The following is a 24,474-nucleotide window of genomic DNA, read 5'->3' as shown; positions in this document are numbered from 1 at the left end:
ACCCCTCCTCGCCTATTAAATGGTGGAAACGTACGGAAGATTATGTGCCATAGCAACCCCTTCGTAAGCAACCTTTCCATCTATGACATTTAATCCTTTAAATAATGCCTTGTTTTCAGCAAATGCAATTTTATAGCCTTTGTCTGCTATTTCAATAATATATGGAACCGTAACATTTGTGAGTGCAATGGTTGACGTTCTTGGAACAGCCCCAGGCATATTGCCAACTGCATAATGAACAACACCATGCTTCGTATAGGTTGGATCGGCATGTGTGGTCACATGTGTAGCCGTTTCAAAAATTCCTCCCTGGTCAATGGCCACATCAACAATGACAGAGCCTTCCTCCATAAGCCGAACCATTTCATCTGTTACTAACTTAGGAGCTTTCATACCAGGAAGAAGAACTGCACCAATGACTAAGTCCGAATCCGCGACCGATTGGCCAATCGTATATGGATTCGACATAAGTGTCGTAATAGACGAGCCAAAGATATCATCTATTTCTCTTAATCTTGCCGCACTCACATCAAGGATCGATACTTTTGCACCTAGACCAATGGCAATTTTGGCTGCATTTGTTCCAACCACCCCTCCACCGATGATCGTCACTTTCCCACGATTTACACCAGGAACACCACCGAGGAGGATCCCTTTTCCACCTTTGCTTTTTTCTAAATAGGTGGCCCCAATTTGGGCAGCCATTCTTCCTGCTACCTCGCTCATTGGTGTTAATAATGGCAAGCTGCGATCGGGCAGTTGAACGGTTTCGTAGGAGATGGCTACTACCTTTTTCTGAATGAGAGCTTCTGTTAAAGTGAAATTGGCAGCTAAGTGCAAATAGGTGAATAAAATTAATCCTTCATAAAAATAAGCATATTCACTTGGAATGGGTTCTTTTACTTTGATGACCATTTCGCATGCCCAAGCTTCAGCGGCTGTTTCAACGATACACGCTCCCGCTTCTAAATACTCTTCATCAATGAAACCTGAAGCCAATCCGGCTCCCTTTTCTACGAAAACATGATGACCTTTTGTGCTTAATTGAAGGACGCCAGCAGGTGTAAGAGCAACGCGGTTCTCTTGGCTTTTGATTTCTTTTGGTACTCCGATTTTCATAGTATTCTTCCTTTCTAGTAATTTTGGAAAACGCACGATGCTCTAAGTTTTTAGACGAGCGCCTCTAGTTCAGTAGTGACAGTTGTAAATAAGAAGTCGAGATCTTCTTCTTTTATGGATAATGGGGGAGATATCGTAAGAACATTATTAAATCCAGCTACGGTTGCCCCGTTCTTCCCAATTATAAGTCCATTTTTCTTACAGCCAGCGATCACTTGGTTTACCATATCCACATCTAATGGTTCCTTAGTGGCTTTATCCTTCACGAGTTCAATTCCTATTAACAACCCTTTTCCACGAACATCCCCTACGAACGGATGGTTTCGTAAGCTTGAATTCAATCTCTGCTTTAGTTGTTCTCCTAAATTTTTGGAACGATCAAACAGTTTCTCGGTTTCCATGATCTCTAGGTTTTTTAGTGCAAGAGCACAAGCAGCCGGATTCCCACCAAAAGTATTAACATGGCGGAAATAATCGTATTCTTCACTGCCTTTAAAAGCTTCATAGATTTCCTTTTTGACAGCTGTAGCTGATAATGGAAGATAGGCGCTTGTAATGCCTTTTGCCATCGTAATAATATCAGGCTTCACTCCGTAATTCATAAAGCCGAATGCTTTCCCGGTACGACCAAATCCGCAAATCACTTCGTCAACAATTAATAGTGCCCCGTGTTTTTCACACGCTTCCTTAACACCCTTCATATAGTTATCAGGCGGAATAAGGATGCCTCCACCGGTAATGATCGGTTCCATGATAACCCCAGCAATCGTTTCGCTGAGCTCCCATGTCATTACTCGCTCGATATCTTTGACAGATTCGAGTTCCGAGGCTGGACTATCCATTTGATCCTTTGAGCGATAAGAGTCAGGTGGTGGGACATGAATGAAACCAGAAGCTAGTGGTTCATATTTGTACTTACGTTGGGCCTGCCCGGTTGCAGCAAGTGAACCCAGCGTGTTGCCATGGTAGGCTCGATAACGAGAGATGAATTTATATCGTGAGTGGTTCCCTTTTTGCTGATGATATTGTCTAGCAATTTTAAAGGCTGTTTCATTCGCTTCTGAACCACTATTCGAAAAAAAGATCACGTATTCGTCGCCTAAAAGCTCATTAAGCTTTTCAGCTAACTGAATTGCAGGGGTATGGCTTTGGGTGAGTGGGAAATAAGCCATTTTCTTTAACTGCTCATACGCAGCATCGGCAAGCTCTGTCCGACCATATCCTACATTTACACACCAAAGGCCAGCCATTCCATCTAAAAAACGATTTCCCTCATGATCCGTTATCCAAGAGCCTTCTGCTTTTTCAGCAATCATCGTACCGTTTGGATTGTAAGGTTTCATAGAGTGCCATACAAAGTCTTTATCTTTTGTTAGAAAATCTTCTCCCTGCTTCATTTGAGCCATAACATATTCCCCTTTCTCACCCTGTTAGGTTTTAGTAGTCGAAACGGGATGTAATCATTTTCTTTCTTGTAAAGAAATTGACGCCATCCTTTCCATTTACATGTAGATCTCCATAAAAGGAGTCTTTCCAGCCGGAAAATGGGAAAAAAGCCATTGTTGCCGGTACACCAACATTGATTCCAAGCATGCCAGAATCTGCTTCTTCTCGGAATTGACGAATTGCAGCTGCGTCCTTTGTGTAAATGGTTGCTCCATTTCCATAGCGGGACTTGCGAATAAATGATAATGCTTCATCAAGGTCCTTTGCTCGTAATAGGCTTAAAACAGGGGCAAATATTTCATCCTTAGCTATTTTCATATCTGGAGTAACATGGTCGAAAATAGTGGGTCCAAGAAAGCTGCCTTCCTGATGCTGTTCCATCTCTGCTCGACCGTCGCGAACGAGAGTGGCCCCTTCTTTTACACCGATATCAATGTACTGTAACACCTTCTCACGGTGAGAATCACGGATAACGGGGGTTAGTAGTACCTCCTCATCCAGACCATTTCCGATTAGTAATTCGTCTGCCTTTTCCTTAAGTGCAGCAACAAACTTCTCTCCATCTCCAACCACAACGACTGCACTACATGCCATACATCGTTGGCCTGCACTGCCGTAAGCAGAGCTAATAATATGAGAAACTGCTTTTTCAAGATTGGCATCAGGCATGACGACATGATGGTTTTTAGCACCAGATAATGCCTGAACTCTTTTCCCTTGTGCTGCTGCACGCTCGTATACATACTTTGCAACTGGCTGTGACCCAACGAAGGAAATCGCCTTTACATCCTCATGTTCTATCAGCCCGTTTACTACATCATGTGCGCCATGAACAATATTTAGCACTCCTTTAGGTGCTCCGGCTTGAGTAAATAATTCAACTAATTCACTTGCTAAAAGAGGTGTTCGTTCTGATGGTTTTAGGACAAAAGTATTTCCACAGGCAATCGCTAGTGGGAACATCCATAGTGGAACCATCATTGGGAAGTTAAAGGGCGTAATTCCACCGACGACCCCTAAAGGATAACGATACATTTCGGAGTCAATGTCTTCAGCAATATTGGATAAAGTTTCACCCATCATTAATGTAGGAGCTCCCGCTGCAAACTCGACACATTCAATTCCACGTTGAACCTCTCCATATGCTTCTTTATACGCTTTTCCATTTTCTTTAACGACTAGCTCAGCTAGTTTTTCATGGTTTTCAGTTAATAAATAATGGTATTTATATAGAATTCTTGCTCTCTTTGGCACGGGAGTATTTTTCCAAGTTTGAAAAGCCATATTTGCTGCTTTTACGGCTTGGTCAACGTCCTCTTTAGAAGAAAGGGGAACGGTTGCGATCACCTCTGAGGTTGCAGGGTTAAGCACCTCTAATGAATCCGAACTACAAGCCTCAACCCATTCACCATTAATATAGTTTTTGAGCTTTACCGTATGCTTTTTAATAACTGTCATTCCTGCATCCCCCTTATAAAAAAATTAGTTATCTTCTAGTATTATTATCAAGGATATGCTGCCTTTGTGGCATTAGACGTTTTGTAAAAAAATGCTTGTGTTAAATTTTACATTTTGCCTTCATTGGGGAACACCTGGGGCACTCCTTTTTCCTTCTTTAATTGGGAAGAAAGAAGGAACTCGTGAGACAGAATCATGAACTCTATAGCAAGCCTTTTTTCATGATGTAAAAAGTCATCACCAAGAAGCTTTTCTAATTTTTCAATCCGATGGTAGAGCGTTTGGCGAACGATAAATAATCGCTTAGCCGTTTCCTGTTTGGACCCGTTACAAGCTAGATATGTTTTTAACGTTTCTAATAACTTTCCATTGTACATATCGTCATAGGTTAAAACGGGCTCAAGATACTCCATAACAATTTCTTGTAGATTAATATGTTTATTTAATAAGGAAATAAGGCGGAAAATATGCAGATCATCGTAAAAATGACTTTGAGAAGGTACGGTTAACCGGTCTTGGATGCGGATCGTTTCTAAGGAGGCTAAATAGCTTTCGTGAACATGGGATAATTGTGTAACAAATTTTCCTACTCCGAGTACAAAAGGACTTGTTTGGTTGGCCATTTTGATATCTGATTTTTCTAATCGTTGAATCCCTTCCTTCATCCGGGCCTTCCACGTTGATGCATTTCGTTCGTTGATAAAGATAAAAGTAATGGTATGCTTTTTTTCAATTGAAAAGAGTGTAAATCCTTGAGGCTCAAAGAAAGCACGTACGTATAAATTAAAATAGGTGATATCAAGCATGGAAAAGTCTGAGATTGCTTCTAACTTAAATTGACATACAAATGCCCCCTTTGGCTTAATCTTTGGGAAATGATAAGCCAAATAGTCATGAATAGCATCTTCGCTATGCTCCCCATCGAGCCAACCTGTAAGCCATTCAGACTCCTCAATCCGCTTCTTTTCTTCTACGTATAATTGTCTTAAAAGGAGTTGTGCCAGCGCAGTTGCGGTTCGATCGAGTATTAAGTGATCAAATTCTGTGAGCGTGCGGTTTTCTGCAATTAAATATAATTCTGCATATGTATCTCCTAGTATTTGAATCGGAACTTTTGACATCGTTTGTGAGGCAAGAGCAGTACCTTGATTTAACTCACTATGAATCATGTGGATAAATTTCTTTTTTTCACTTGCTTTTACATCCGGTGAAAATTGTATTTCTTGATTGTTGAAGACGATCATAACTTGAATCTGTAAGTATTCCTTGGTAAACTGAAGGATTTCCTTTGTATGGCCGAATGTTAGCAGTTTTTTGTTAAGTTCCTGTGTGTAGCTTTCGAGCTCTGATATCATTTGATATTGTCGATTGATTAGGAGAGCATGTATATCTTGAGTGATTTCTACGAATGGTACTTCGTTGTGAAAAATGAGTAACGGAAATTGATGTAGGTTGCAAAGCTCAATCACTTCATTAGGAATATGTTTGGCGTAAGTACCAAGTTCAATGCATAAGCCAGAAGCGTGTACTTCAATTAATTGCTCCACTACGGATAAAAATAACTCATTGTTGTCATGAAGTAAGGCACAAGTGGATAAAATAAATTCGCCTCCACGCAGTAGATTACGAATATTGGTTACTTCTACAATATGTACCCACTTTACTGGACGTATAAGTCCCTCTTCCCCTGCAAGAATTTCAATATCTTCAAAATGATTTCTTCTTAATAAATCTCCTACTGTAATATACGATTTCAAGGAACAGCCTCCTTCCAATTCAATAGTAAAAACGTGAGTCACGCAGACTTTGTCTGAGTGACTCGCGTTTGTGTTAAGCTCCTTTTTGCTGCTTTATGATCATCACGGAGAAATACTTACGCCCTTCAGCTGTAGCGACATGCAAAGTGACGGTTTCTTTTTCTTCCGATTGCTCGTTTACAAAGTCAACAAAGGATCCACTTAATGTTTCGGTGACACTTTTAATCGTAAATCCTTTTTGAATGAAAAAATCAACCTTCTCTCTCTCTTGTAGAAATTGTTGGTATTCGGACATGAGGCCTCCCCCTTTTATACTTGTGTGTTAATCGGCTCTGTCAAAAGAACCGATTCTTCTCCTGCTTCTATATCCCAATCACGCCCGACGGTGATACCGAGGTATTTTTCGTCGCTAGGATCTACGATCTCAGCTTGCTCATATTTTTTAAACCACCAATACTTGGCTAAGAAATAGTAAATAATGGCTCCTACTAAGAATCCAACAATAAAGGAATAGGTTGATAAATAATATGCTGCTGCGCCTCCAATGATCCATGAAATCATTCCAGCAAGATTGACACCATTCATGTATTTGAACTGACCATTTGCTTCGTAAAGGTCTGCAACGTGAACTCTTCTTTTGCGAATGACATAATAATCGGTAAATAAAATACCAACGATGGCTGATAATACCCCGCCGATCACGAGTAGAGCTGGAACGATCACTCCAAATAAGCTCCAAGGCTGAACGACAATCCCAATCACACCGGCAATGATTACTCCAACCCAGAACGGAACTTTCGGACCGCCAACATTGGAGAAAATCGTAGCTGCTGGTATAACATTTGCTGATGTATTGGTTGACCATTGTGCTAAAACGATCATCAGGAGAAGAATACCTAGAATAAAGCCAGTAGCTGCTTCTTGTAGAGCGACGACCGGGTCATAATTTAAAACGGCAATATAGGATACGGCACCGATAATGACCATAAACGTGTTTGTAATCGGCATGGCAATGATATTTCCAAAAATTTGAGCTTTGTTTCGTTTAAACCAATTTCTTTCGTTTTTAGGTGCTTTGATAAAACGGGATAAAGAAGGCATATCTGCAGCAAGAGTAGCCCAAAATCCCATATTTGCCATAACAACGACCATAAATGCGGTTAAGGCAGCACCACCTGTTACTGGATTTTCTACCCACGTCCAAACGTCTCTACCTTGCTCAATCGCTTTGTCAGATAGGGATGTATACATCCAGGCAGAGATAATAATAATGATAGGGGCGGCCAGGTCGGCAAACCGTTCAATTGCTTTTATCCCTAAGGCCGTATTCACAAGTTGAACGGTAGCAAACAATACGAAGCAAATAAACCAATTATCAAATTGAAAAAGTGCATTTAGTATTCCGTTCATGGCGGTTGCACCAAAGTACGTATTAATACCAAACCAACAAGCAGCGGTTACTCCACGAACGATGGAAGGGATATGAGTACCGATCGTTCCAAACGGTGCTCTCATATAGACGGGGAAGGATAATCCATGTTCGATTCCGATGTCTCCAATAATAGTCATAAAGATTCCAATTGCGACTGAACCAATGATCGTTGCTACAATTACCCAGCCAAGAGGAAGACTCTGTACACCAGAGCCACCAATCGCAAATGCTGCTAAAACGACTGCCATTCCTACCCAAATAATTGAAAAGCCGAGAGATCCAATTTTCTTATCGCCGTGGGAAATGGGAAGTAAATCTGGAGACTTTAAATAACCACTACTTTTTTTCATGAAACCACTCCTTTTCTAGTTTTTAATATATAAAATTTTCTGGTTATGAATATCACAGAAAATATATATCCTTCCCATTTGCATTCTTTGTTTTAAATTGGTACGGACTTGTTTTCAGGTTCTAGCGTTTTTCCGTACCTTGCTCGTTTAATGTATTGTCCTCCACCAATCTTTCCGACAAAGGCTTTGTCACGGATTACAAATTCTCCTCTAGATAGAACCGATACAGGTTCACCAATTACCTCGATTCCTTCGAAGGCATTGTAATCAACCGCCATATGGTGCGTTTTTGCTGAGATCGTCCGCTCAACATTGGGATCAAATATGACGATATCAGCATCTGATCCGACCGCTATGGTTCCCTTTTTCGGATAAAGACCAAAAAGCTTTGCAACCTTTGTCGATGTGATATCTACAAACTGGTTTAAAGAGATTCTTCCTTTTTTCACACCTTCAGAAAACAAGATGGATAATCGGTCTTCGATGATGGGACCTCCATTTGGGATTTTAGAAAAGTCTCCCTTACCGAGACTTTTTTGACCATTAAAATCAAAGGAGCATTGGTCGGACCCTATGGTCTGTAGCTCGCCTGTTTTGAGAGCATTCCATAATACATCTTGGTTCCATTTTTCACGCAATGGCGGTGACCACACATATTTGGCTCCCTCAAAATTTGGTTTTTCGAGATAGGATTGATCAAGAACTAAGTATTGTGGACAAGTTTCTCCCCAAATATCAATTCCTTTTGAGCGAGCTTCTGCTATTTTCTTAGCTGCCTCCGCACAAGAAACATGCACGACGTACAGTTGAGATTCAGCTAGCCCTGTTAAAGTGGCGGCTCTTCCCGTTGCTTCCCCCTCTACCTCCGGTGGTCGGGTCAATGCATGGTAAATAGGGTCTGTCTGATTTAGGTCAAGTGCTTTCTTTGTTAAGTAGTCAATCACATCCCCATTTTCGGCATGCACCATTACGAGAGCGCCATGCTCCTTTGCCGCTAACAGGGTTCGGAATAAGGTCTCATCGTCCGCTTGGAATACATTTTTGTATGCCATAAATACTTTAAAGGATGTGATTCCCTCCTCTTTCATGATTGTAGGAAGCTCTTCAAGTACTTCGTCATTAATTTCACCAATCATTAGATGGAAGCTGTAGTCAATAACCGCTTTTTCTTTCGATTTATCGTGCCACACTTTTATTGCATTTTTTAAAGGTTCACCCTTATTTGTTAAACAAAAATCGATAACGGTAGTTGTTCCACCAAATGCTGCAGCGATGGTCCCTGTTTCGAAATCGTCCTTTGTTACTGTGCCGCCAAAGGGCATATCTAAATGGGTATGGGGGTCGATTCCACCGGGGAACACGAATTTCCCCTTTGCATCGATCACTTCTGCGTCATTTGAAAGGAGGTTCTCACCAATTTGACGAATTGTACCGTTTTCGATTAGGATGTCAGCCTTATACGTATCTGTCGCTGTTACGATTGTTCCGTTTTTTATTACTTTCTTCAAGTCTGTTTCCCCCTTTAAAAAATTATCTTTTTATCACATCAACATTGCTTGCGATGGCACCTAACGCCGCTTGCCTCTCGTTCCAAGTCATTGGTGGAAGTTCATTCGGCAGCTCAACCATGTCGATCGCACCGTCAACAGGACAAACAATCGAGCATAAATTACAGCCGACACAATCTTCTTCACGGACGCGCAAAATACTTTCCCCGTTCGCTCCTTTTAACCTATCAATGCATTGGTGAGATGTGTCCTCACAAGCGATATGACATTTATTGCAGTTGATACACACATCGTTATTAATTCTCGCAACGATTTTATAATTAAGATCAAGATTTCCCCAATCAGAGTATTTAGGTACAGATTTACCCACAATATCCATGACAGAAGCGATTCCTTTGTCATCTAAATAATTGTTTAAGCCTTCAATCATATCCTCAACGATCCGGAAGCCGTGGTGCATGGCAGCTGTACATACCTGTACTCCTGTCGCTCCCATCAACAAAAACTCCACTGTATCTCTCCAATTTGAGATTCCGCCTATTCCAGATATCGGAACATTGATATGAGGATTTCTTGCACATTCGCCGACCATATTTAACGCGATTGGCTTTACAGCGGGTCCGCAATATCCACCGTGAGCCCCTTTACCAGCAACGTGAGGAATGGTGTTCCAAGTATCAATATCGACACCTGCTAAGCTATTGATGGTGTTGATCATGCTGATGGCATCTGCCCCGCCCCTCGTTGCTGCCTCAGCTGTAACGGTGATATCGGTAATGTTCGGAGTGAGCTTAACAATGACAGGTGTCTGGGCAACTTCCTTCACCCAATACGTTTGCTTTTCGACTAGTTCAGGTACTTGACCAGAGGCTGAACCCATTCCTCTTTCCGCCATGCCGTGCGGACAACCAAAATTAAGCTCTAATCCGTCCACCCCTATGGCCTCCACCTTTTTGACAATTTCATGCCACTTTTCTTGTTTTGGCTCCACCATGAGGGAAGCAATAATCGTATGATTGGGGAACTTCTTTTTTGTTTCCGCAATTTCCTTCAGATTCACCTCAAGAGGTCGATCGGTGATCAGTTCAATATTGTTAAAGCCCGCCACCCTTTGTCCGTTAAAGCTAACAGCTGCAAAGCGAGATGAAACATTCAGAATCGGTTCTCCTAACGTTTTCCAAACAGCACCACCCCATCCCGCCTTAAAGGCTCTCTGCACTTGATATCCAGAGTTTGTCGGGGGAGCTGAAGCGAGCCAGAAAGGATTCGGTGATTGAATGCCTGCCAAGTTAATACGTAAATCTGCCATCATCATACCTCCTTAAATTGATTGCCCTTGTTTAGGCCGTTTCAGATACGGTTTTGGTAATCATTTGGTGAATGGCGTGTGCAGTTTTCTTTCCTTGTTGGGCTGCGGAAACTACCATCGCTTCTCCTTGACCTTTTCCAAAAATTACATCTCCACAAGCAAATACCTTTTTGTTGGAGGTTTGGTAGGTGTTTTCATTAATTGTAACGACTCCACCATCATGCTCGAGGTTCATCTCTTCGATAAGATCTACGTATCTAGACTGGCCAATCGCTTTTATAACAGCGTCCACTTCTAATTGGAATTCAGAGCCTTTTACCGATACAGGCTTCCTTCGCCCATCCTCACCTGCTTCGGTTAGTTCCATTTTGATACATTCGATTGCTTTGACGTTCCCAAGTTCATCTCCAATAATTCTAACGGGGGCGGTTAACCATCTGAACTCGACTCCATCCTGCTTGGCAAATTCATATTCAAAGTCATATGCCGTCATTTCCTCTAGCGTTCTTCTGTATAAAATCTTTACATTTTCTGCGCCTAGTCGAACAGAACAAGTAGCGCCGTCAATTGCCGTATTACCGGCACCAATAACAACAACTTTTTTACCGAGGAACTCATCAGTAATGGGATTTGTTTTCGTTTGTCTTACAAACTCAATCGCATCATATACCCCTTGTAAATGTTCTCCCTCAATCCCTAAATTAGGAACACTAGACATACCAATAGCTAATATAACAACATCATAGTTTTCTAGAATTTCTTGGACAGAGATGTCGATGCCAACCTTTGTGTTCGTTTTAATTTTTACATCGACACTTTCCACTTGTTCGACTTCCCAATACGATACTTCCTTTGGCAGTCGGAACGAGACAATTCCGTACGTATTCAATCCGCCAGCATGTTCAGCTGCTTCAAAAATTGTTACGTCATAGCCAAGGATGCCAAGCTCCCTCGCGGCTGATAATCCGGCAGGTCCACCACCGATAATAGCGACCCTAGTACCGTTTTTCTTACCAGCTTTAAAAAGGGCTTGATTATTTTTCATTGCCCAATCTGTTGCATATCGTTGTAAGTTACCGATCATAATTGGTTTAGTAGAATGGTTGAGTACACATGCCCCTTCACATAATTCTTCTGTTGGGCAGACTCGGGAGCAGCTTGCGCCAATTGGATTGGCTGACATGATGGTGGTTGCGGAACCTTTTAAATTTCCTGAGGCTATTTTCTTAATGAAGGTTGGGATATCAATCCCCGTTGGACAGGCAGTAATACAGGGTGCATCATAGCAATAAAGGCAGCGATTTGCTTCTTCTGCTGCCTCTCGATTGGATAGTCCAGGATGAACCTCCTGAAAGTTAGCGGCTATATGGTCATAGGAAATTCTCGATTGTTTTACCGTACTCAAATGTAAATACCCCCTCTAAGCTTTTTCGTGTTTACTCTTGCACTCTAAATTGAGGTCATTTTTTCATACGTTTCCGGACGTCTATCACGGTAAAACTGCCAAACATCTCTTACTTCACGAATCATTTTTTTATCCATTACTCCAATAATTACTTCATCTTTGTCTCGGCTACCCATGGCCACAAAGCTTCCTCTTGGATCAACAAGGTACGATTGGCCATAAAATTCGCCCATATTCCAAGGGCCTTCGTAACCAACCCGATTGATTGCGGCCACGTAGTAACCGTTGGCAACTGCATGTGCAGGTTGTTCAAGCTTCCACAAGTATTCGGAGGTACCAGAAACGGTGGCGGAAGGGTTAAATACGATTTCGGCTCCATTAAGACCTAATACTCGAGCCCCTTCTGGAAAGTGTCGGTCATAACAAATGTACACTCCGACTTTTGCAAATGCGGTATCAAATACGGGGTATCCTAGATTTCCAGGCTTGAAATAGTATTTCTCCCAAAAACCATACCCTTGATCGCCTACAGCCACATGCGGAATATGGTGTTTGCGGTATTTTCCTAGATAAGAGCCGTCCGCATCAATAACGGCTGCTGTATTATAATAGGTGGCAATACCCTCACGCTCATAGATTGGAAGAATAATTACGACTCCCAGTTCTTTAGCAAGCTCTTGAAAAAGCTTTGTTGTGGGGCCATTTGGGATTTCTTCTGCCGCATCATACCATTTTGTATTTTGCTCAGAACAAAAGTAGGGTCCGTAAAAGATTTCTTGCAAGCAAACAATTTGTGCTCCTTTTTCCTTTGCTTGACGAACGAGATTGATATGTTTTTCGATTGCTTTTTGTTTATGAACCTCAACGGGTTCTTTTCCATCCACATCATTGCTTGCCTGAATTAACCCAATGGTAACTTGATCTGCCATTCGCTTCGTTCCCCCTAATCCGAAATCATTCTATTCTATTTTTTTCAAAAATAATAAAACTAATGAATCATAGCTGCCTTTCATTTTCACGCACATCTTGTACATTATATTTCTTGTAAATGGACAGTATCCCTCCTGTTTTTATATTAAATGCAGAAAAATCAAAACTTTTAATTAATTTTACATTTGCTCATTAACCATCGCATGATACATTATGTAAAATCCTTATGACCCATAGCTAGTCATTTTGTCAAATATGTCTGGTAGGTTGGGAGATATTTTGACGAGAAGTTCTACGGAGTTAATAGAATAAGTTTTTGTAAGAAGATTAATTGTCATTGTGGAGAATGAAAAGAAAAAACGTACATGTCTTTCTTTAGGATCTGTGAAATTATGTAACAAAATTGGAATTAAGCCCATTATAATACTTGTCACCTAGTGACTGAGAACTATTTTGTCAGATATCATTACGTGCTTTTTTATCAAATAAAAAAACCACTCCTCGTCAAAGAAGTGATTTTGGAACTGTCCGCCTCAGGCGGACAAACACCCCTGTTTTGTCCACGAAGGGTGTCTGTCACCAGCTTAGCGGTTGGCGAGTGCTTTGGCGAGGGTGGATACGATTTTGACTTTATTGAAATTGAGTCCGAGTTGGACCGAAGTTTGGGCGATTTCTGGGCGCAACCCAGAAAGAACGGTTTGCACTCCGATTAGATCAAGTGCTTCGATTAGCTGAAATAACTTGTGGGCAACCATTGTGTCAATCACTACGACCCCAGAAAGATCAATAAACAACACGGTTATTCCCTTGGAAGAACATTGCAATAACGTATTTTCTAATATAAACCTCGACCGATTGGTATCGATTTCTCCAATTAATGGCAATAATGCTGCGTTATTATCGATAGCTATAACGGGAGAGGCTAATTCATTAATTAATTCCTGCTGTGCACGTAGTCGGATCTCAGTATATTCATTTAATTCCTCAACAAATCGTAACATCACCAGCTTAAAGGCTTTAATGATCATACGATTCCATATATCTATAGTATGACGGTCATATGTCCCCTCATGTACGGATGAAAACTCTTGAAGAAAATCAAGATACTGATCTTGTACTCTAAAAAATTCTCTCAAAGTATAATGGTTGGGTGTTTGGAAATGAGGTTCATCCTTAACAATTTCTAGTATCCACGTTTGAATATCCTGGGTGAATTGCTCTTCATCTTTAATAAATATTTCGCAAAGTTGTAAGTGAAAACGATAGTTTTGTTGTTTTAAGTTTTCAATGACGGAAGGATCCTTGGAAGAATACACACCGGCAGGATCGCTTTTATCCAACGAAGCATACCAGTCCTCTGTTAGCTGCCAAGATTTATCAAGTAAAAACTGATGAAGCTCTTTATTCCTATGCATGCATGTTTCCCCCTATGTAATCGTGAAAGTAGCATCATACAAAAAGATGCTACTTCTTATAGCCACACTCGCTTGTTTTCCACTCGTCTTGTGATTCCGTTTTCATCTAATCGCTCTAGAAAAGGAATCATATATTTTCGAGACAATCCGAGTACTTCCTTTGCTTTCCCTACATCAAACTCATTTTCTGTTCCAGCTTGAAGTGTTTTCACAGCTTCTGTAAAAACATCACCATGATAAAAATAGGATTCGTCAAGAGGAATAATCATTTCTCGCTCAGTCCAATATCTTTTAACGTCCTCGACTAAGGCTTCTGGAATTCCTGCCTCTTTTATATAGTCATTTAAATACTTTACTTGAAGACCATCTCTTTTTAAATCATTTAGTAGGTTGTCTGTTCGTTTTTCCCAACTTGAAGGAACGTGAGGAGTAAAGGTGGCTAAAGATACAAATACACCCTTTCGTTGAAACAGTTTCGAAGCAGTCCCCTGTTCTATTACATATTCCACTAACGGCCTCGAATACCATTTTTTTAAACCTTGTAAAAGCTCGGCTTTATTTACCCCATTACGTAGTGGGAACTGTTTATGGTAATCATTTAATCGGTCAAATAATTCTTCCTCAACCTCTTTTATGATTGCTAGTAAGGTGTATTCCTTGTTACTGTATGAGATAAATTCATTTCCAGTAAGGGCAAGCGAAACTGTCTCCTTATCGAGAGAAGTGCGCTTAATGAGTTCATCGATTGACAAGCTCTTAGCCTCGATTAGTGCGGCAGTAATGCGCTCGGTCGGTGATCCTTCTTTCTTTTTCGCGAGCTCTTCAATCGTTTGATGCCCGAATCGGTACTTCTCACCTTTAGGATCAATAACCCATCCCCCACCGATTGTTTCCTGTGGGCTCGGTCTGCGTAAAATAAATCGATCTCCACGCTTTGTGACAATTTCCTCCTCAAGTCTTAATTGGCAAAGGATTTCCCCACCGTTTTCTTTCAGTTCATTACGGTCAAAAAATACAATTCTACCCATTACTTCCGCTGTTCCTATATGACACTTAATCGGCATTCTTTGCTTTACCAGATGTTCAAGATCTTCTACCATTTGAATGGAAACGTCAATTGTACGTGTAATAATAAAATGCTCGGAAGATACAAGTACATCCCCGCGATCAATTTCCTCTTTGGTTACGTTTGACAAATTTATCGCAACTCTTTGACCGGCGAACGCTTGTTTAGCTGGTTGGTGGTGTACTTGAAGCTGCCTTGCTTTCACCTCAATTCCTTGAGGCATAATGGTAAGAAGTTGACCTTCCTCAACAGCTCCTTCATACACGGTTCCTCTTACAACCGTCCCCTGTCCTTTCACGGTGAACACCTGGTCAATTGGCAAGCGAAAAGATCCTTTTGCATCACGAACGTCTTGTTGTTCTAACGAATGTATAATTTGTGATTTAAGTTCGTCAATTCCTTTATGTGAAAGGCTATCAACAAGGACGTAAGGTGAATTTTCAAAAACCGTTCCACTTAATTCTTTATATATATCCTCTTTCACTAATTCCGAAAATTCCTCGTCCACCTTGTCCATTTTCGTGATTGCAACAATACCTGACTTTATTCCTAAAAACCCAAGTATTTCTAAATGCTCCTTTGTTTGTGGCATAACTCCTTCATCTGCTGCAACAACAAGGACGACCAAATCAATTCCTGCCACCCCAGCAATCATTTGCCTAATAAATCGCTCATGTCCAGGAACATCAATGACTGATATTTGTATATTTTCATCTTCATATAAGGGGGCAAATCCTAGTTCTATGGAAATTTGCCGTTCCTTTTCTTCTTTTAAACGATCGGTATCAACATTGGTCAGTGCCTTTGTGAGTGTTGTTTTTCCGTGGTCAATATGTCCTGCCATTCCTATTGTGAAATATCGTTTTTCCAAGTCTGCACCTACTTTAATGTTCTACACTCTTTTACTTTAACTTTAAAATGTTAATTGCTCAACCATTTTGGTATACTCAATAGCCTTTGGCATTACAAATCAACCCATATTCCTCGTATTAATAAAAAACCAGGAGTAAAGGTACCTTTACTCCTGGTTTTGATTAATTAATAAATTGGAAATAAGTAGTACTCCCACTTTGGCTAGCAACAACCTCTAATCGAGCATCAATTCGTTCCTTTAGCTCAGGAACGTGCGAAATGATCCCAACAAGACGTCCGCTACTTTGAATGTCAATCAGTGCCTCAATCGCCTGGTCAAGGGATTCAGGATCCAACGTACCGAAGCCTTCATCAATAAACATCGTTTCGAGTGAAACCCCACCCGCATAATTCTGGACAACATCAGCAAGGCCAAGTGCTAAAGAGAGCGAGGCTTTAAAGCTCTCTCCACCAGATAATGTTTTCACATGACGTTCTTGCCCCGTATACGAATCAACAACGAGGAGCTCAAGTCCGCTTTGAGTATTCCCTTTTGATTTATCCAATTTTCGAAGCAGTTGAAATCTTCCGCTTGTCATTTTTAGCAATCGTCCATTCGCTTCTCTTAATATGTCATCTAAAAAAGAACCGAGTACGTATCTCTCAAAGGTAATTCGTAGATTATTGTTGCCTTTTGAAATATCCGCAAGATTACCAATCATTTTATATTGTTCTTCATATTGCTTCATTTCTTTGTTCAAGGAATAAATCGTTTCTAATATTTGTTCGTTTTCTCGCTTTTTAAAACTTAAGTCACTCTTTTGACCATCCATATCCTTAATTTCCTGTGTCATTTTTTCGATGAGGTCAGTTAATGCCTGAATATTAGGCATTGGAACATCCTTTAATAGTGCTTCTAACTCTGTGTAGCGATCAGTTACCGAGCGAAGAGACTCACGATAGTTTGAAATCTCTGCTTCCATTTGTTGGAGTTCCACTTCGGATCGCTTCGCTGATTCATATTGTTTATAGTTTTGAAAGCCTTGTTGTTCCAGTTTTTCTATAAACACTTCTCGCTCCACTTGAAGTTCGGCTTGCTTCGTCTCTTTTGATTGCTGGACCGAATGAAGCTGTCCTTCGATTGTAGAAAGGGAAACTTTAGAATTTTGCACGGCCATTTGGGCCTGTTCGAGCTTGGTGTTGAGTTCGTTTAACTGTTTTTGCTGACGATTTACTTCTTGCTCGAACCGATCAACTGAACGAATTGTTTCTGGTATTATTTCTTGCAGTCTAGTAAAATGACTGTTTTTTTCAACAAATGAGAGTCTAGCTTCCTGGTAGGCTTCGTCTAGCTCTTTTGCTTTTAGTGTCCATTCCGCCTTTGCCGTTTCTAGTTTCTTTAGGCCTTCCGAGATTGTATCCAGCTGTTCGAGACCTGTTTGTAGCTTTAGTTGTTCTGCCTCGACATCTCTCTTCTTACTTAAAACAGTCTCTTTAAAAGTTGAAAGGTTCTCAATCAAAAATTCAGGCTTATTTGCTTGTAAAGACACTAGTGTTTGAGAGACTAATAGTGTGGAGGCTTCCACACTCGATTGTAACTTGAATACTTCTGACTGTCCTATGTTTCTCTCATTCTCAAGTCCTTCGAGTTGTTGTTTCGCCGCCTTCAAATCGGTTTCATTTGGAATGGCTTTATCTACCTGATGAGTAGGTTTTGGATGATGTTCTGAACCGCAGACAGGACAAGGAGCACCGTCTTGAAGCTTACTGGCTAATATGGAAGCTTGTCCATGCATCCAGCTGTTTTCTAGTTCCTCTACGAGAGATTTAGAATCTAAGTAGCGTGCAGTTGTCCGCTCAAACTCCGCTTTTTTTTGATTGAATTTCTCTTCTAGAGTGAACAGGCTTTCTTTCTGTTTTTCTAAAGTAGAAATTAGATCTGCTTCACGTTTTAACTCGTCAAGAAGGCTTTTGTTTTCAAGGAAAACAAGTTTACTTGCATCTATTTCTTCTTTTTTCTCTGTGTATAATTTAAGACGATGGTCAATTTCGGTTCCCTTTTTTTCGGCAGCTAGCTTGTCTTCTTCTAGCTTTTTCCACTGTAGTTGAAGGTCGCGAATTTCAGCTTCCAGCTTTGCATAAGAGTGTACATCTTCCTTTAATGACCTCAGCTTGTGAATACCTTCCTCTAATGCTTTCCTTTCCGGTTCTTTTCCTTTTTCTGCTCGCCATACTTCTTCAAGATTATGCACTTGCTCCAGCAATGTCTTTTGCTTTACTAGCAAGTCATTTGCTTGGGCTTCGTAAGTAGTCAATTCTTTTTTTAATCTAGCACATAATTGTTCTTGCTGTAGCAACAATATCGCTTTTTTTCCTAATTCCACGTCATTCTTTTTCTTCTCAAACAATTCCTTTTGGTTTTCAAGATGAAGCTTGTTCTGACGAGCCGTTTCCTTTGCTTCGAACTGTTTAATAAGTGTCTCTGCATCATAAAGCTTTTTTTGTTCTACTTGACGAAGCTGATCTTTTTCTACAATTTCCTTTTCAAATAAGGATATTTGCTCTGCCATTGCTTGAATTTCTTCTATTAATGCAGGAACAATGACAAGATCATTTGTGCTGCCCGCTTCCATATACTCCTTCAAATCATCTGTAAACAGGGCGTGGATTTTTTGAATCGCAAGATTGCGGTCCGCAAGCTGTTTTTCTACTGCTGCTTTTAAAGATGCGGCTTCTTCTTTTAGCTTTTCCTCAATTCTTTTATACAGCTGCGTGTGGAATAAGCGTTGTAAGATCGCTTCTTTTTCTTTGCTGTCAGAGGTTAGTAGCTTTCTAAATTCTCCTTGAGGAATCATAATGATTTGGCGGAACTGATTGCTGTCAATCAGCATGATTTGTTTGATCTTTTCATCCACATCACGAACATTTGATGCGATGATTTGCTTCGTTCCATCCTCATCGTATACATATAACTCTGCTTTTGCTCCGATAGAGGTAACCCCATCACCACGCGACTTTTTCTTTTCCTGTTGAGGAGAACGACTAATCTCATACGTTTTGCCACGAAGACGAAATTCCAATGATACCTCTGTTAATGTATCATTATCGGCAAATTGGCTACGAAGCTCTGGTCCATTCCGATCTTCACCACTCGCTTTTCCGTAGATGGCATAGCTAATTCCGTCAAAAATGGTAGTTTTTCCTGATCCTGTTTTCCCAGAGATAACAAACATTGTTCGATTTCCAAGCTCGAAAAAGTCAATCACCTCTGTGCGAGAGTATGGGCCGAATGCCTGCATCGTTAGTTTCAAAGGTCTCATGTTATTGTTCCTCCTTTAAGACACTCTCGATGACCCCGGCCATAATCCTTTTCTTTTCAGGCGAGAATTCTTCTGAAGTCATTTCTTTATAAAACTGTTCAAACAGATCGAGTTCTGATTTTCTTTCCTGTCCAATCCCGGTGAGTAATTTCTTTTCTTTCATATCCTTTAGCACGGTCTGTCTTTCTAAGTGAAGGACATTTGGATAGACATGACGAAGCTTTCCAATTGGATCAAGTAATGCCCCTTGGTCTAGTAACGTAATACTTAAATAATCATCTACTTTTTGTTTTTCGTAAAAGCTTGTATCCAATAGTTCATCTAAGTATCCCACGAGTTCTCGCATGTCCTGCTTTGGTGTTAACGAACGGTAACGAATGGAAAAATCACCTTTATCATCCATTTCTACGATCTGAATAGATTTCTTTTGCTTTGCTTCTGAGAAGGAATATTTTAATAGAGATCCAGAATAGAAGATTTTATCATGCTTAATCGCATCGGGACTGTGCAAATGGCCTAACGCTGTATAATGAAATGGAGAAAATAAATCCTGAGTGACACATCCGGACCCTCCTACAGATAAGGATCGCTCTGAATCCGTCGACTCTCCCCCTAATACGAAGGCATGTCCAATGAATACATTTGGTGTGTTTGGATTTAACTGCTCCTCTATTTTTCCGATGATTCTTTTCATTGCTTCCTGATGGCTATGAATGCTATCCTCATTTAATAGTTGTCGAATAATACCAGGCTCAGCGTATGGTACACAGTAAAAGTTTACCCCATTAATATGAACAGGTTGAAAGTCCGCATCTGGTTTACCTGTTAAGTACAATTGGCTATTTCGATACCAGGAGGTTCCAAAGGATAAACGTTCGGCACTATCGTGATTCCCAGCTATGGCTACGACGGGAATGTTTAGACCTACATTGATTTCGAAGAATACTCGATCAAGCAGCTCAACCGCTTCTGTTGGTGGAACAGAGCGATCGTAAAGGTCTCCTGCTATGACAACCGCATCTGGCTGTTCCTCTGCAACCACTTGAATAAATTGGCTTAATACTTCTTTTTGGTCGTCCGTCATATATATACCGTGGACGAGCTTTCCTAAATGCCAGTCCGCTGTATGAATAAATTTCAAACTTTCCACCTCGTTTGTTTAGTGTATTTCTCTATTATAACAGAACGTGCATTCGTTTTTCTTTACATATTTTTGTAAGTTCATCTTTTTAGCAAAATAAAAAAGCAGCTTAACCGCAAGTGGTTAAAACTGCTTGAAAGGTTATAGGAATTATTTTTTTGTTACGTTAGAAGCTTGAGGTCCACGTGCACCTTCTACTACTTCAAAAGTTACTTCTTGACCTTCTTCAAGTGTTTTGAAGCCTTCAGCTTGGATGGCAGAGTAATGAACGAATACGTCGTTACCGTCTTCAGCTTCGATAAAACCGAAACCTTTTTCAGCATTGAACCATTTTACTTTTCCGTTTTTCATCTGAAAATCCCCCTAATGGCTGTTGAAAGCCATGCCTTAAATTTACCATTTACAACGTATAGCATTTGCAAACATTACGCATCTAAACGTGGAACAAAGTCGTACAAAAACTCTAACACGGTGCAGAACGGTTACCATAAATTTAGCATCATCACCTATTTCTGTCAATAATATCTGACCTTTATTGTCTATAAAATTTAGAAAGTTAGGAAAATTATTGCTAAGTGATTTCGCGAATTCGGTCGGGTAGACTTTGGATGGATTGAACGACTGCATCCAACTTTGCTTCTACTCGATGAAGCAAGTATAAAGTCACTACAATCGGAAATCCTACATCACTGATGAACGCAATAAGCGGTTCCACTTGACTCAGCTCCTTTCTATTTGTATTTGAAGGGCTAGGTGTTTTATCCCAAGTAACCCTCTACCTTCTATATACAATCGACCCGCAGATATGGACAGGCATTGAAATAATATTTTTTTATTTTGAGGACATGAATGCAAACCAACAACGACAAGCCTTCATATCATGTTAGTAGCACGATTAGGAGGTGAGAAAATGGATTTAGCATCGTTTTTAAATGAAAATTACTATATGCTTGTCCCAGCTCTCTGGGTTCTTGGATTTGCACTTAAACGTACACCTAGCGTACCGAACTGGTCAATTATTTGGGTCTTATTAGGATTTTCCCTTGTATTCGGAGTAATTGCGTGGGGCTTTTCCTACACAGGAGTAATTAACGCGATCATCGCAGCGGGAATAGCCGTACTCGGCCACCAAATGGTCAAACAAACAATTAAAAAAGGGTGACAGACACCCTTCGTGGACAAATATAGGGAAAGTGTCTTTTTAGGGTGTCTGTCACCGCTCGTGGACAGATTTGCTGGTTTTGTCCGTATGGGGTGGACAGGTGCGTGATGGATTTTTGGTTTTAGGTTTTATTTTTATTATGTGCGGGTATATAAGGAATGGAATAACAAGATTTTATTCCCATCCACTCCCCCCTGGATGAGATATGGATAGGCTGCTTGATATGCGGAGGCAAAAATCCTTTTCCAATGAAAAAAGCCACCCATTTAGGCGGCCCTTTTATTTGATTAGAACGATACGAGAATCCATTCATCCTGAATAAATACGCTATATCCAGTGTAGTTCTCACCTTCTACACTAATTGTTTCCCCTGTGGAGGCGACTTTTCGAATATCGTCCACGATAGGTCCTACTAGGTTAAGCTCTCCAGTTTTCTCAAAAATAAGAATCAATAATTCTACATTTGTCATTGGTATAGCTTTAATTCCGGTAGACATCTGAAATAGTACTTCCCCGTTCTTGACTATCGCAAAAACATCACTATTTGGGATAGCATAAAACCCAGCCTCTAATTCACTCGCGACATTTATATAAACAGAAAATTTTTCATCTGTAACTTTCTCATATGTTGATCCAAACAACTCGATTGAATCCGGTATACTAGCTTCTTCTTCCCCTTTGCTCACGACCTCCGTCGTTTCTACAGCAGCTTCTGAAACAACCGCTACCACTTCCATTACCTCTTCCTCTTCGGGAGCAACTAAAAATGCCGACTCATTATCCATTGTTTTTCCTAGGGAGACCTCTGCTCTTTTCGGAACATCATGACTTACACTTGGTGATGATCCCTGATCGGCTGTAACATTTGCACCGACATCTAAAAAACGTGAAAAACTAACAACAATAACAACGAAGAGCAGTGATAAAACGGTCAAAACTTTCTTTTTCAAATGACTCCCCCCTAAAAATAACTCCATATCTATTAGACGATTTCAAAGATAAAAAGTTTCAGATTTTGGTAAAAATATTACAAGCCTATTACAATTCTTAAAAACCTGAAACAAATAACCTATTATACCCGTAAACCATATAAAATCACCGAAAGGAGTTTACCAATGGGGAACATTCTAATCTTTTCACTGCTTGCAGGAATTATTTCGAGCATTCTGCTTATCCCTTTTTCTAAAATGACAAAAGAAACGAAAGTTACAGGGATCGCATTGGCATTTACAGCGTTTCTTGTTCTGATGGTGTTCGGATTCTTTTATTTCACAAAATTGGATCAAAACTTCAGTACTCTTTGGTCTTTAATACTTTTGGCATCAATTGGAGGAACGATCGCTTCAAAGGGAAAGGAGCAAAAGTTGAAAGGGATCATCTCCCTCGGAGCACTTGGCATGGGAATTTATTTTTTATCTGCCTTTGTGTTCAATGCAAATGAGAAGTATGAGCTTTCCAAAATGGACGAGAAAGTCGAGATTCCGGCCTTTGATGAAAGTGTGACTCCAGCAAGTGTACCGCCCCAATTTGCTAGAAATAAAATGAGAAAGGCTTTTGGACAGGTTCCCAATACGAGTTATTATGAACTCGGTAATTTACAAATACAGAAAGTAAATGGACAATTTGTCTACATCGCTCCTGTTGAGTTCTCAGGCTTTTTCAAATGGATTAAAGGCGAGGAAACACCGGGTTATTTTACCTTAAGTGCAACAGATTCCTCTGCGAATCCTAAATTTGTTCAATCTGGCATGAAGTACACTCCTTCTTCCTATTTTCAGAAGAATTTAGAACGTCATATTCGTCTCAACTATCCAAAGAACATTTTCTACGGTGATGTGCAACTTGAAATCGATGATGTTGGTAAGCCTTATTATATTCGAACATATGGAAGTTTTATTTCGGCGCGAAACGGTTTTAAAGCGGAAGGAATTGTTCTTGTTGATCCCTCGACTGGAAAAGCAGAAGCGTTTGATCTAGAGTCAGCACCAGAATTTCTTGATGGTTCCGTCTCTCCTGAAGCTGTGAGTTTACAAAATAGTTATTACGGCAATTTTGTACATGGATTTTGGAATAGCTTCTTTGGGAAATCAGATGTTAAGTTGCCTTCTGATGAAGGAACGGAGGCCAATGTAAGCCCAATTTTTGATGAGGACGGTGTGATGTACTACTTTACAGATTTTACGAGTCCGAAAGAAGGAGTAGATTCTATGCTTGGATACTCCTTAACAAATTCACGGACCGGCAAAGCCACCTTTTATACTGGGAATTTAGAAGAATCATATATGGATTCTCGAGGAGCTCTTGAAATTATCGATAAAAAATTCATTGAGAAAAAATGGGATGGAGAAATGCCTGTTCTTTACAATTTCTATGGAGAAGCAAGCTGGCTCACTCCTGTTCTTGATTCCAATGGTTTTCTTCAAAATTATTTTATCGTTTCAGCAGCAAACCCTGAAATATCATCCTATGCAGAAACACCTAACGAAGCGTTAAAAAAATATAAGATAGCTTTACAACGAGAAGGTAGTAAGCTAGATGGAACCTCAAAGGCAGAAGAAAGGGAAACGAGTGGTGAAGTGCTTCGGGTTTATAAGGAGCGAATCGGAGATTATACGGTTGTATCCTTCCTGCTTAACAATCAACAGAATTATTCTGTTTCATCAGAAAATAACCCACTAGCCATCTACTTAGAGCGTGGAGACAAAGTAACTATCACGTATTTGGATTCGGGCGAGGACTTTCTCCAGGTGAAAAAGTTAACAATTGATAGTATGAAATAAAATGGAGGACGAACCAATTTGGTT

At 40.3% G+C, this 24,474-nt stretch carries 19 protein-coding genes; 2 read left to right on the top strand and 17 right to left on the bottom strand.

Translation table 11 applies throughout. The features are described from left to right. Positions 1 to 15: 15 nt before the first annotated feature. The 16 genes from ald to M3175_RS11665 all read right to left on the bottom strand — a co-directional run bounded on the left by ald (position 16) and on the right by M3175_RS11665 (position 21,223). A complete protein-coding gene (gene ald / locus M3175_RS11740; protein WP_251519152.1) occupies positions 16 to 1,119 on the bottom strand; it encodes an alanine dehydrogenase in 1,104 nt (367 codons plus the stop codon). Positions 1,120 to 1,169: 50 nt separating this feature from the next. Then, entirely contained in the window at positions 1,170 to 2,525 is a 1,356-nt protein-coding gene (locus tag M3175_RS11735) for an aspartate aminotransferase family protein (protein ID WP_251519150.1), read from the bottom strand. Positions 2,526 to 2,556: 31 nt separating this feature from the next. Further along, entirely contained in the window at positions 2,557 to 4,023 is a 1,467-nt protein-coding gene (locus M3175_RS11730) for a CoA-acylating methylmalonate-semialdehyde dehydrogenase (protein WP_251519149.1), read from the bottom strand. Between the two features lie 107 nt (positions 4,024 to 4,130). Next, on the bottom strand, positions 4,131 to 5,780 hold the full coding sequence (locus tag M3175_RS11725) for a PucR family transcriptional regulator (protein WP_251519147.1): 1,650 nt from the start codon (positions 5,778 to 5,780) through the stop codon (positions 4,131 to 4,133). A 73-nt stretch (positions 5,781 to 5,853) separates the two neighbouring features. After that, entirely contained in the window at positions 5,854 to 6,075 is a 222-nt protein-coding gene (locus M3175_RS11720; protein ID WP_251519146.1) for a hypothetical protein, read from the bottom strand. A 14-nt stretch (positions 6,076 to 6,089) separates the two neighbouring features. Further along, the gene (locus M3175_RS11715) at positions 6,090 to 7,562 is read right to left on the bottom strand and encodes an NCS1 family transporter (protein ID WP_251519144.1); all 1,473 of its coding nucleotides are present in this window, start codon (positions 7,560 to 7,562) and stop codon (positions 6,090 to 6,092) included. A 92-nt stretch (positions 7,563 to 7,654) separates the two neighbouring features. After that, positions 7,655 to 9,070 carry a dihydropyrimidinase gene (gene hydA / locus M3175_RS11710; RefSeq protein WP_251519143.1) on the bottom strand — a complete coding sequence of 472 codons (1,416 nt, stop codon included), beginning with the start codon at positions 9,068 to 9,070 and terminating at the stop codon, positions 7,655 to 7,657. Positions 9,071 to 9,092: 22 nt separating this feature from the next. Then, a complete protein-coding gene (gene preA, locus M3175_RS11705; RefSeq protein ID WP_251519142.1) occupies positions 9,093 to 10,379 on the bottom strand; it encodes an NAD-dependent dihydropyrimidine dehydrogenase subunit PreA in 1,287 nt (428 codons plus the stop codon). A 31-nt stretch (positions 10,380 to 10,410) separates the two neighbouring features. Beyond that, positions 10,411 to 11,784, bottom strand: coding sequence for an NAD(P)-dependent oxidoreductase (locus M3175_RS11700; RefSeq protein WP_251519140.1), 1,374 nt, complete (start codon positions 11,782 to 11,784; stop codon positions 10,411 to 10,413). 44 nt (positions 11,785 to 11,828) lie between these two features. After that, on the bottom strand, positions 11,829 to 12,713 hold the full coding sequence (locus M3175_RS11695) for a nitrilase-related carbon-nitrogen hydrolase (RefSeq protein WP_251519137.1): 885 nt from the start codon (positions 12,711 to 12,713) through the stop codon (positions 11,829 to 11,831). 585 nt (positions 12,714 to 13,298) lie between these two features. Next, entirely contained in the window at positions 13,299 to 14,129 is an 831-nt protein-coding gene (locus M3175_RS11690) for an STAS domain-containing protein (RefSeq protein WP_251519135.1), read from the bottom strand. 56 nt (positions 14,130 to 14,185) lie between these two features. Further along, entirely contained in the window at positions 14,186 to 16,066 is a 1,881-nt protein-coding gene (gene selB / locus M3175_RS11685; RefSeq protein WP_285852247.1) for a selenocysteine-specific translation elongation factor, read from the bottom strand. 163 nt (positions 16,067 to 16,229) lie between these two features. Continuing rightward, the gene (locus M3175_RS11680; RefSeq protein ID WP_251519132.1) at positions 16,230 to 19,367 is read right to left on the bottom strand and encodes an AAA family ATPase; all 3,138 of its coding nucleotides are present in this window, start codon (positions 19,365 to 19,367) and stop codon (positions 16,230 to 16,232) included. 1 nt (position 19,368) lies between these two features. Continuing rightward, positions 19,369 to 20,508: an exonuclease SbcCD subunit D gene (locus M3175_RS11675; protein ID WP_251519129.1), complete on the bottom strand. Its 1,140-nt coding sequence runs from the start codon at positions 20,506 to 20,508 to the stop codon at positions 19,369 to 19,371. A 150-nt stretch (positions 20,509 to 20,658) separates the two neighbouring features. After that, positions 20,659 to 20,859 (bottom strand): cold-shock protein, encoded by a 201-nt coding sequence (locus tag M3175_RS11670; RefSeq protein ID WP_251519127.1) that lies wholly within the window; start codon positions 20,857 to 20,859, stop codon positions 20,659 to 20,661. Between the two features lie 220 nt (positions 20,860 to 21,079). Beyond that, positions 21,080 to 21,223: a YvrJ family protein gene (locus M3175_RS11665; protein ID WP_251519126.1), complete on the bottom strand. Its 144-nt coding sequence runs from the start codon at positions 21,221 to 21,223 to the stop codon at positions 21,080 to 21,082. Positions 21,224 to 21,418: 195 nt separating this feature from the next. On the opposite strand from M3175_RS11665, the gene M3175_RS11660 reads away from it, so the two are divergent. Next, positions 21,419 to 21,670, top strand: coding sequence for a phage holin family protein (locus M3175_RS11660; RefSeq protein WP_119708441.1), 252 nt, complete (start codon positions 21,419 to 21,421; stop codon positions 21,668 to 21,670). 287 nt (positions 21,671 to 21,957) lie between these two features. Here the strand turns inward: M3175_RS11660 and M3175_RS11655 are convergent, their stop codons facing one another. Continuing rightward, entirely contained in the window at positions 21,958 to 22,620 is a 663-nt protein-coding gene (locus tag M3175_RS11655; RefSeq protein WP_251519124.1) for a hypothetical protein, read from the bottom strand. A gap of 165 nt (positions 22,621 to 22,785) precedes the next feature. On the opposite strand from M3175_RS11655, the gene M3175_RS11650 reads away from it, so the two are divergent. Beyond that, complete coding sequence (locus M3175_RS11650; RefSeq protein WP_251519118.1) at positions 22,786 to 24,450, top strand: hypothetical protein; 1,665 nt, start codon at positions 22,786 to 22,788, stop codon at positions 24,448 to 24,450. Positions 24,451 to 24,474: the final 24 nt, after the last annotated feature.

Source organism: Robertmurraya korlensis (assembly GCF_023715225.1).
GTDB lineage: Bacteria > Bacillota > Bacilli > Bacillales > Cytobacillaceae > Robertmurraya_A.
Note: the sequence above shows the minus strand (reverse complement) of the source record. Positions and strands in the feature narration are given on the sequence as shown.

Coding starts and splice junctions, on each gene's coding strand:
- ald (WP_251519152.1), bottom strand. CDS start 1,119: ATGAAAATCGGAGTACCAAAAGAAATCAAAAGCCAAGAGAACCGCGTT.
- M3175_RS11735 (WP_251519150.1), bottom strand. CDS start 2,525: ATGGCTCAAATGAAGCAGGGAGAAGATTTTCTAACAAAAGATAAAGAC.
- M3175_RS11730 (WP_251519149.1), bottom strand. CDS start 4,023: ATGACAGTTATTAAAAAGCATACGGTAAAGCTCAAAAACTATATTAAT.
- M3175_RS11720 (WP_251519146.1), bottom strand. CDS start 6,075: ATGTCCGAATACCAACAATTTCTACAAGAGAGAGAGAAGGTTGATTTT.
- M3175_RS11715 (WP_251519144.1), bottom strand. CDS start 7,562: ATGAAAAAAAGTAGTGGTTATTTAAAGTCTCCAGATTTACTTCCCATT.
- preA (WP_251519142.1), bottom strand. CDS start 10,379: ATGGCAGATTTACGTATTAACTTGGCAGGCATTCAATCACCGAATCCT.
- M3175_RS11695 (WP_251519137.1), bottom strand. CDS start 12,713: ATGGCAGATCAAGTTACCATTGGGTTAATTCAGGCAAGCAATGATGTG.
- M3175_RS11690 (WP_251519135.1), bottom strand. CDS start 14,129: ATGCATAGGAATAAAGAGCTTCATCAGTTTTTACTTGATAAATCTTGG.
- M3175_RS11680 (WP_251519132.1), bottom strand. CDS start 19,367: ATGAGACCTTTGAAACTAACGATGCAGGCATTCGGCCCATACTCTCGC.
- M3175_RS11670 (WP_251519127.1), bottom strand. CDS start 20,859: ATGAAAAACGGAAAAGTAAAATGGTTCAATGCTGAAAAAGGTTTCGGT.
- M3175_RS11660 (WP_119708441.1), top strand. CDS start 21,419: ATGGATTTAGCATCGTTTTTAAATGAAAATTACTATATGCTTGTCCCA.
- M3175_RS11650 (WP_251519118.1), top strand. CDS start 22,786: ATGGGGAACATTCTAATCTTTTCACTGCTTGCAGGAATTATTTCGAGC.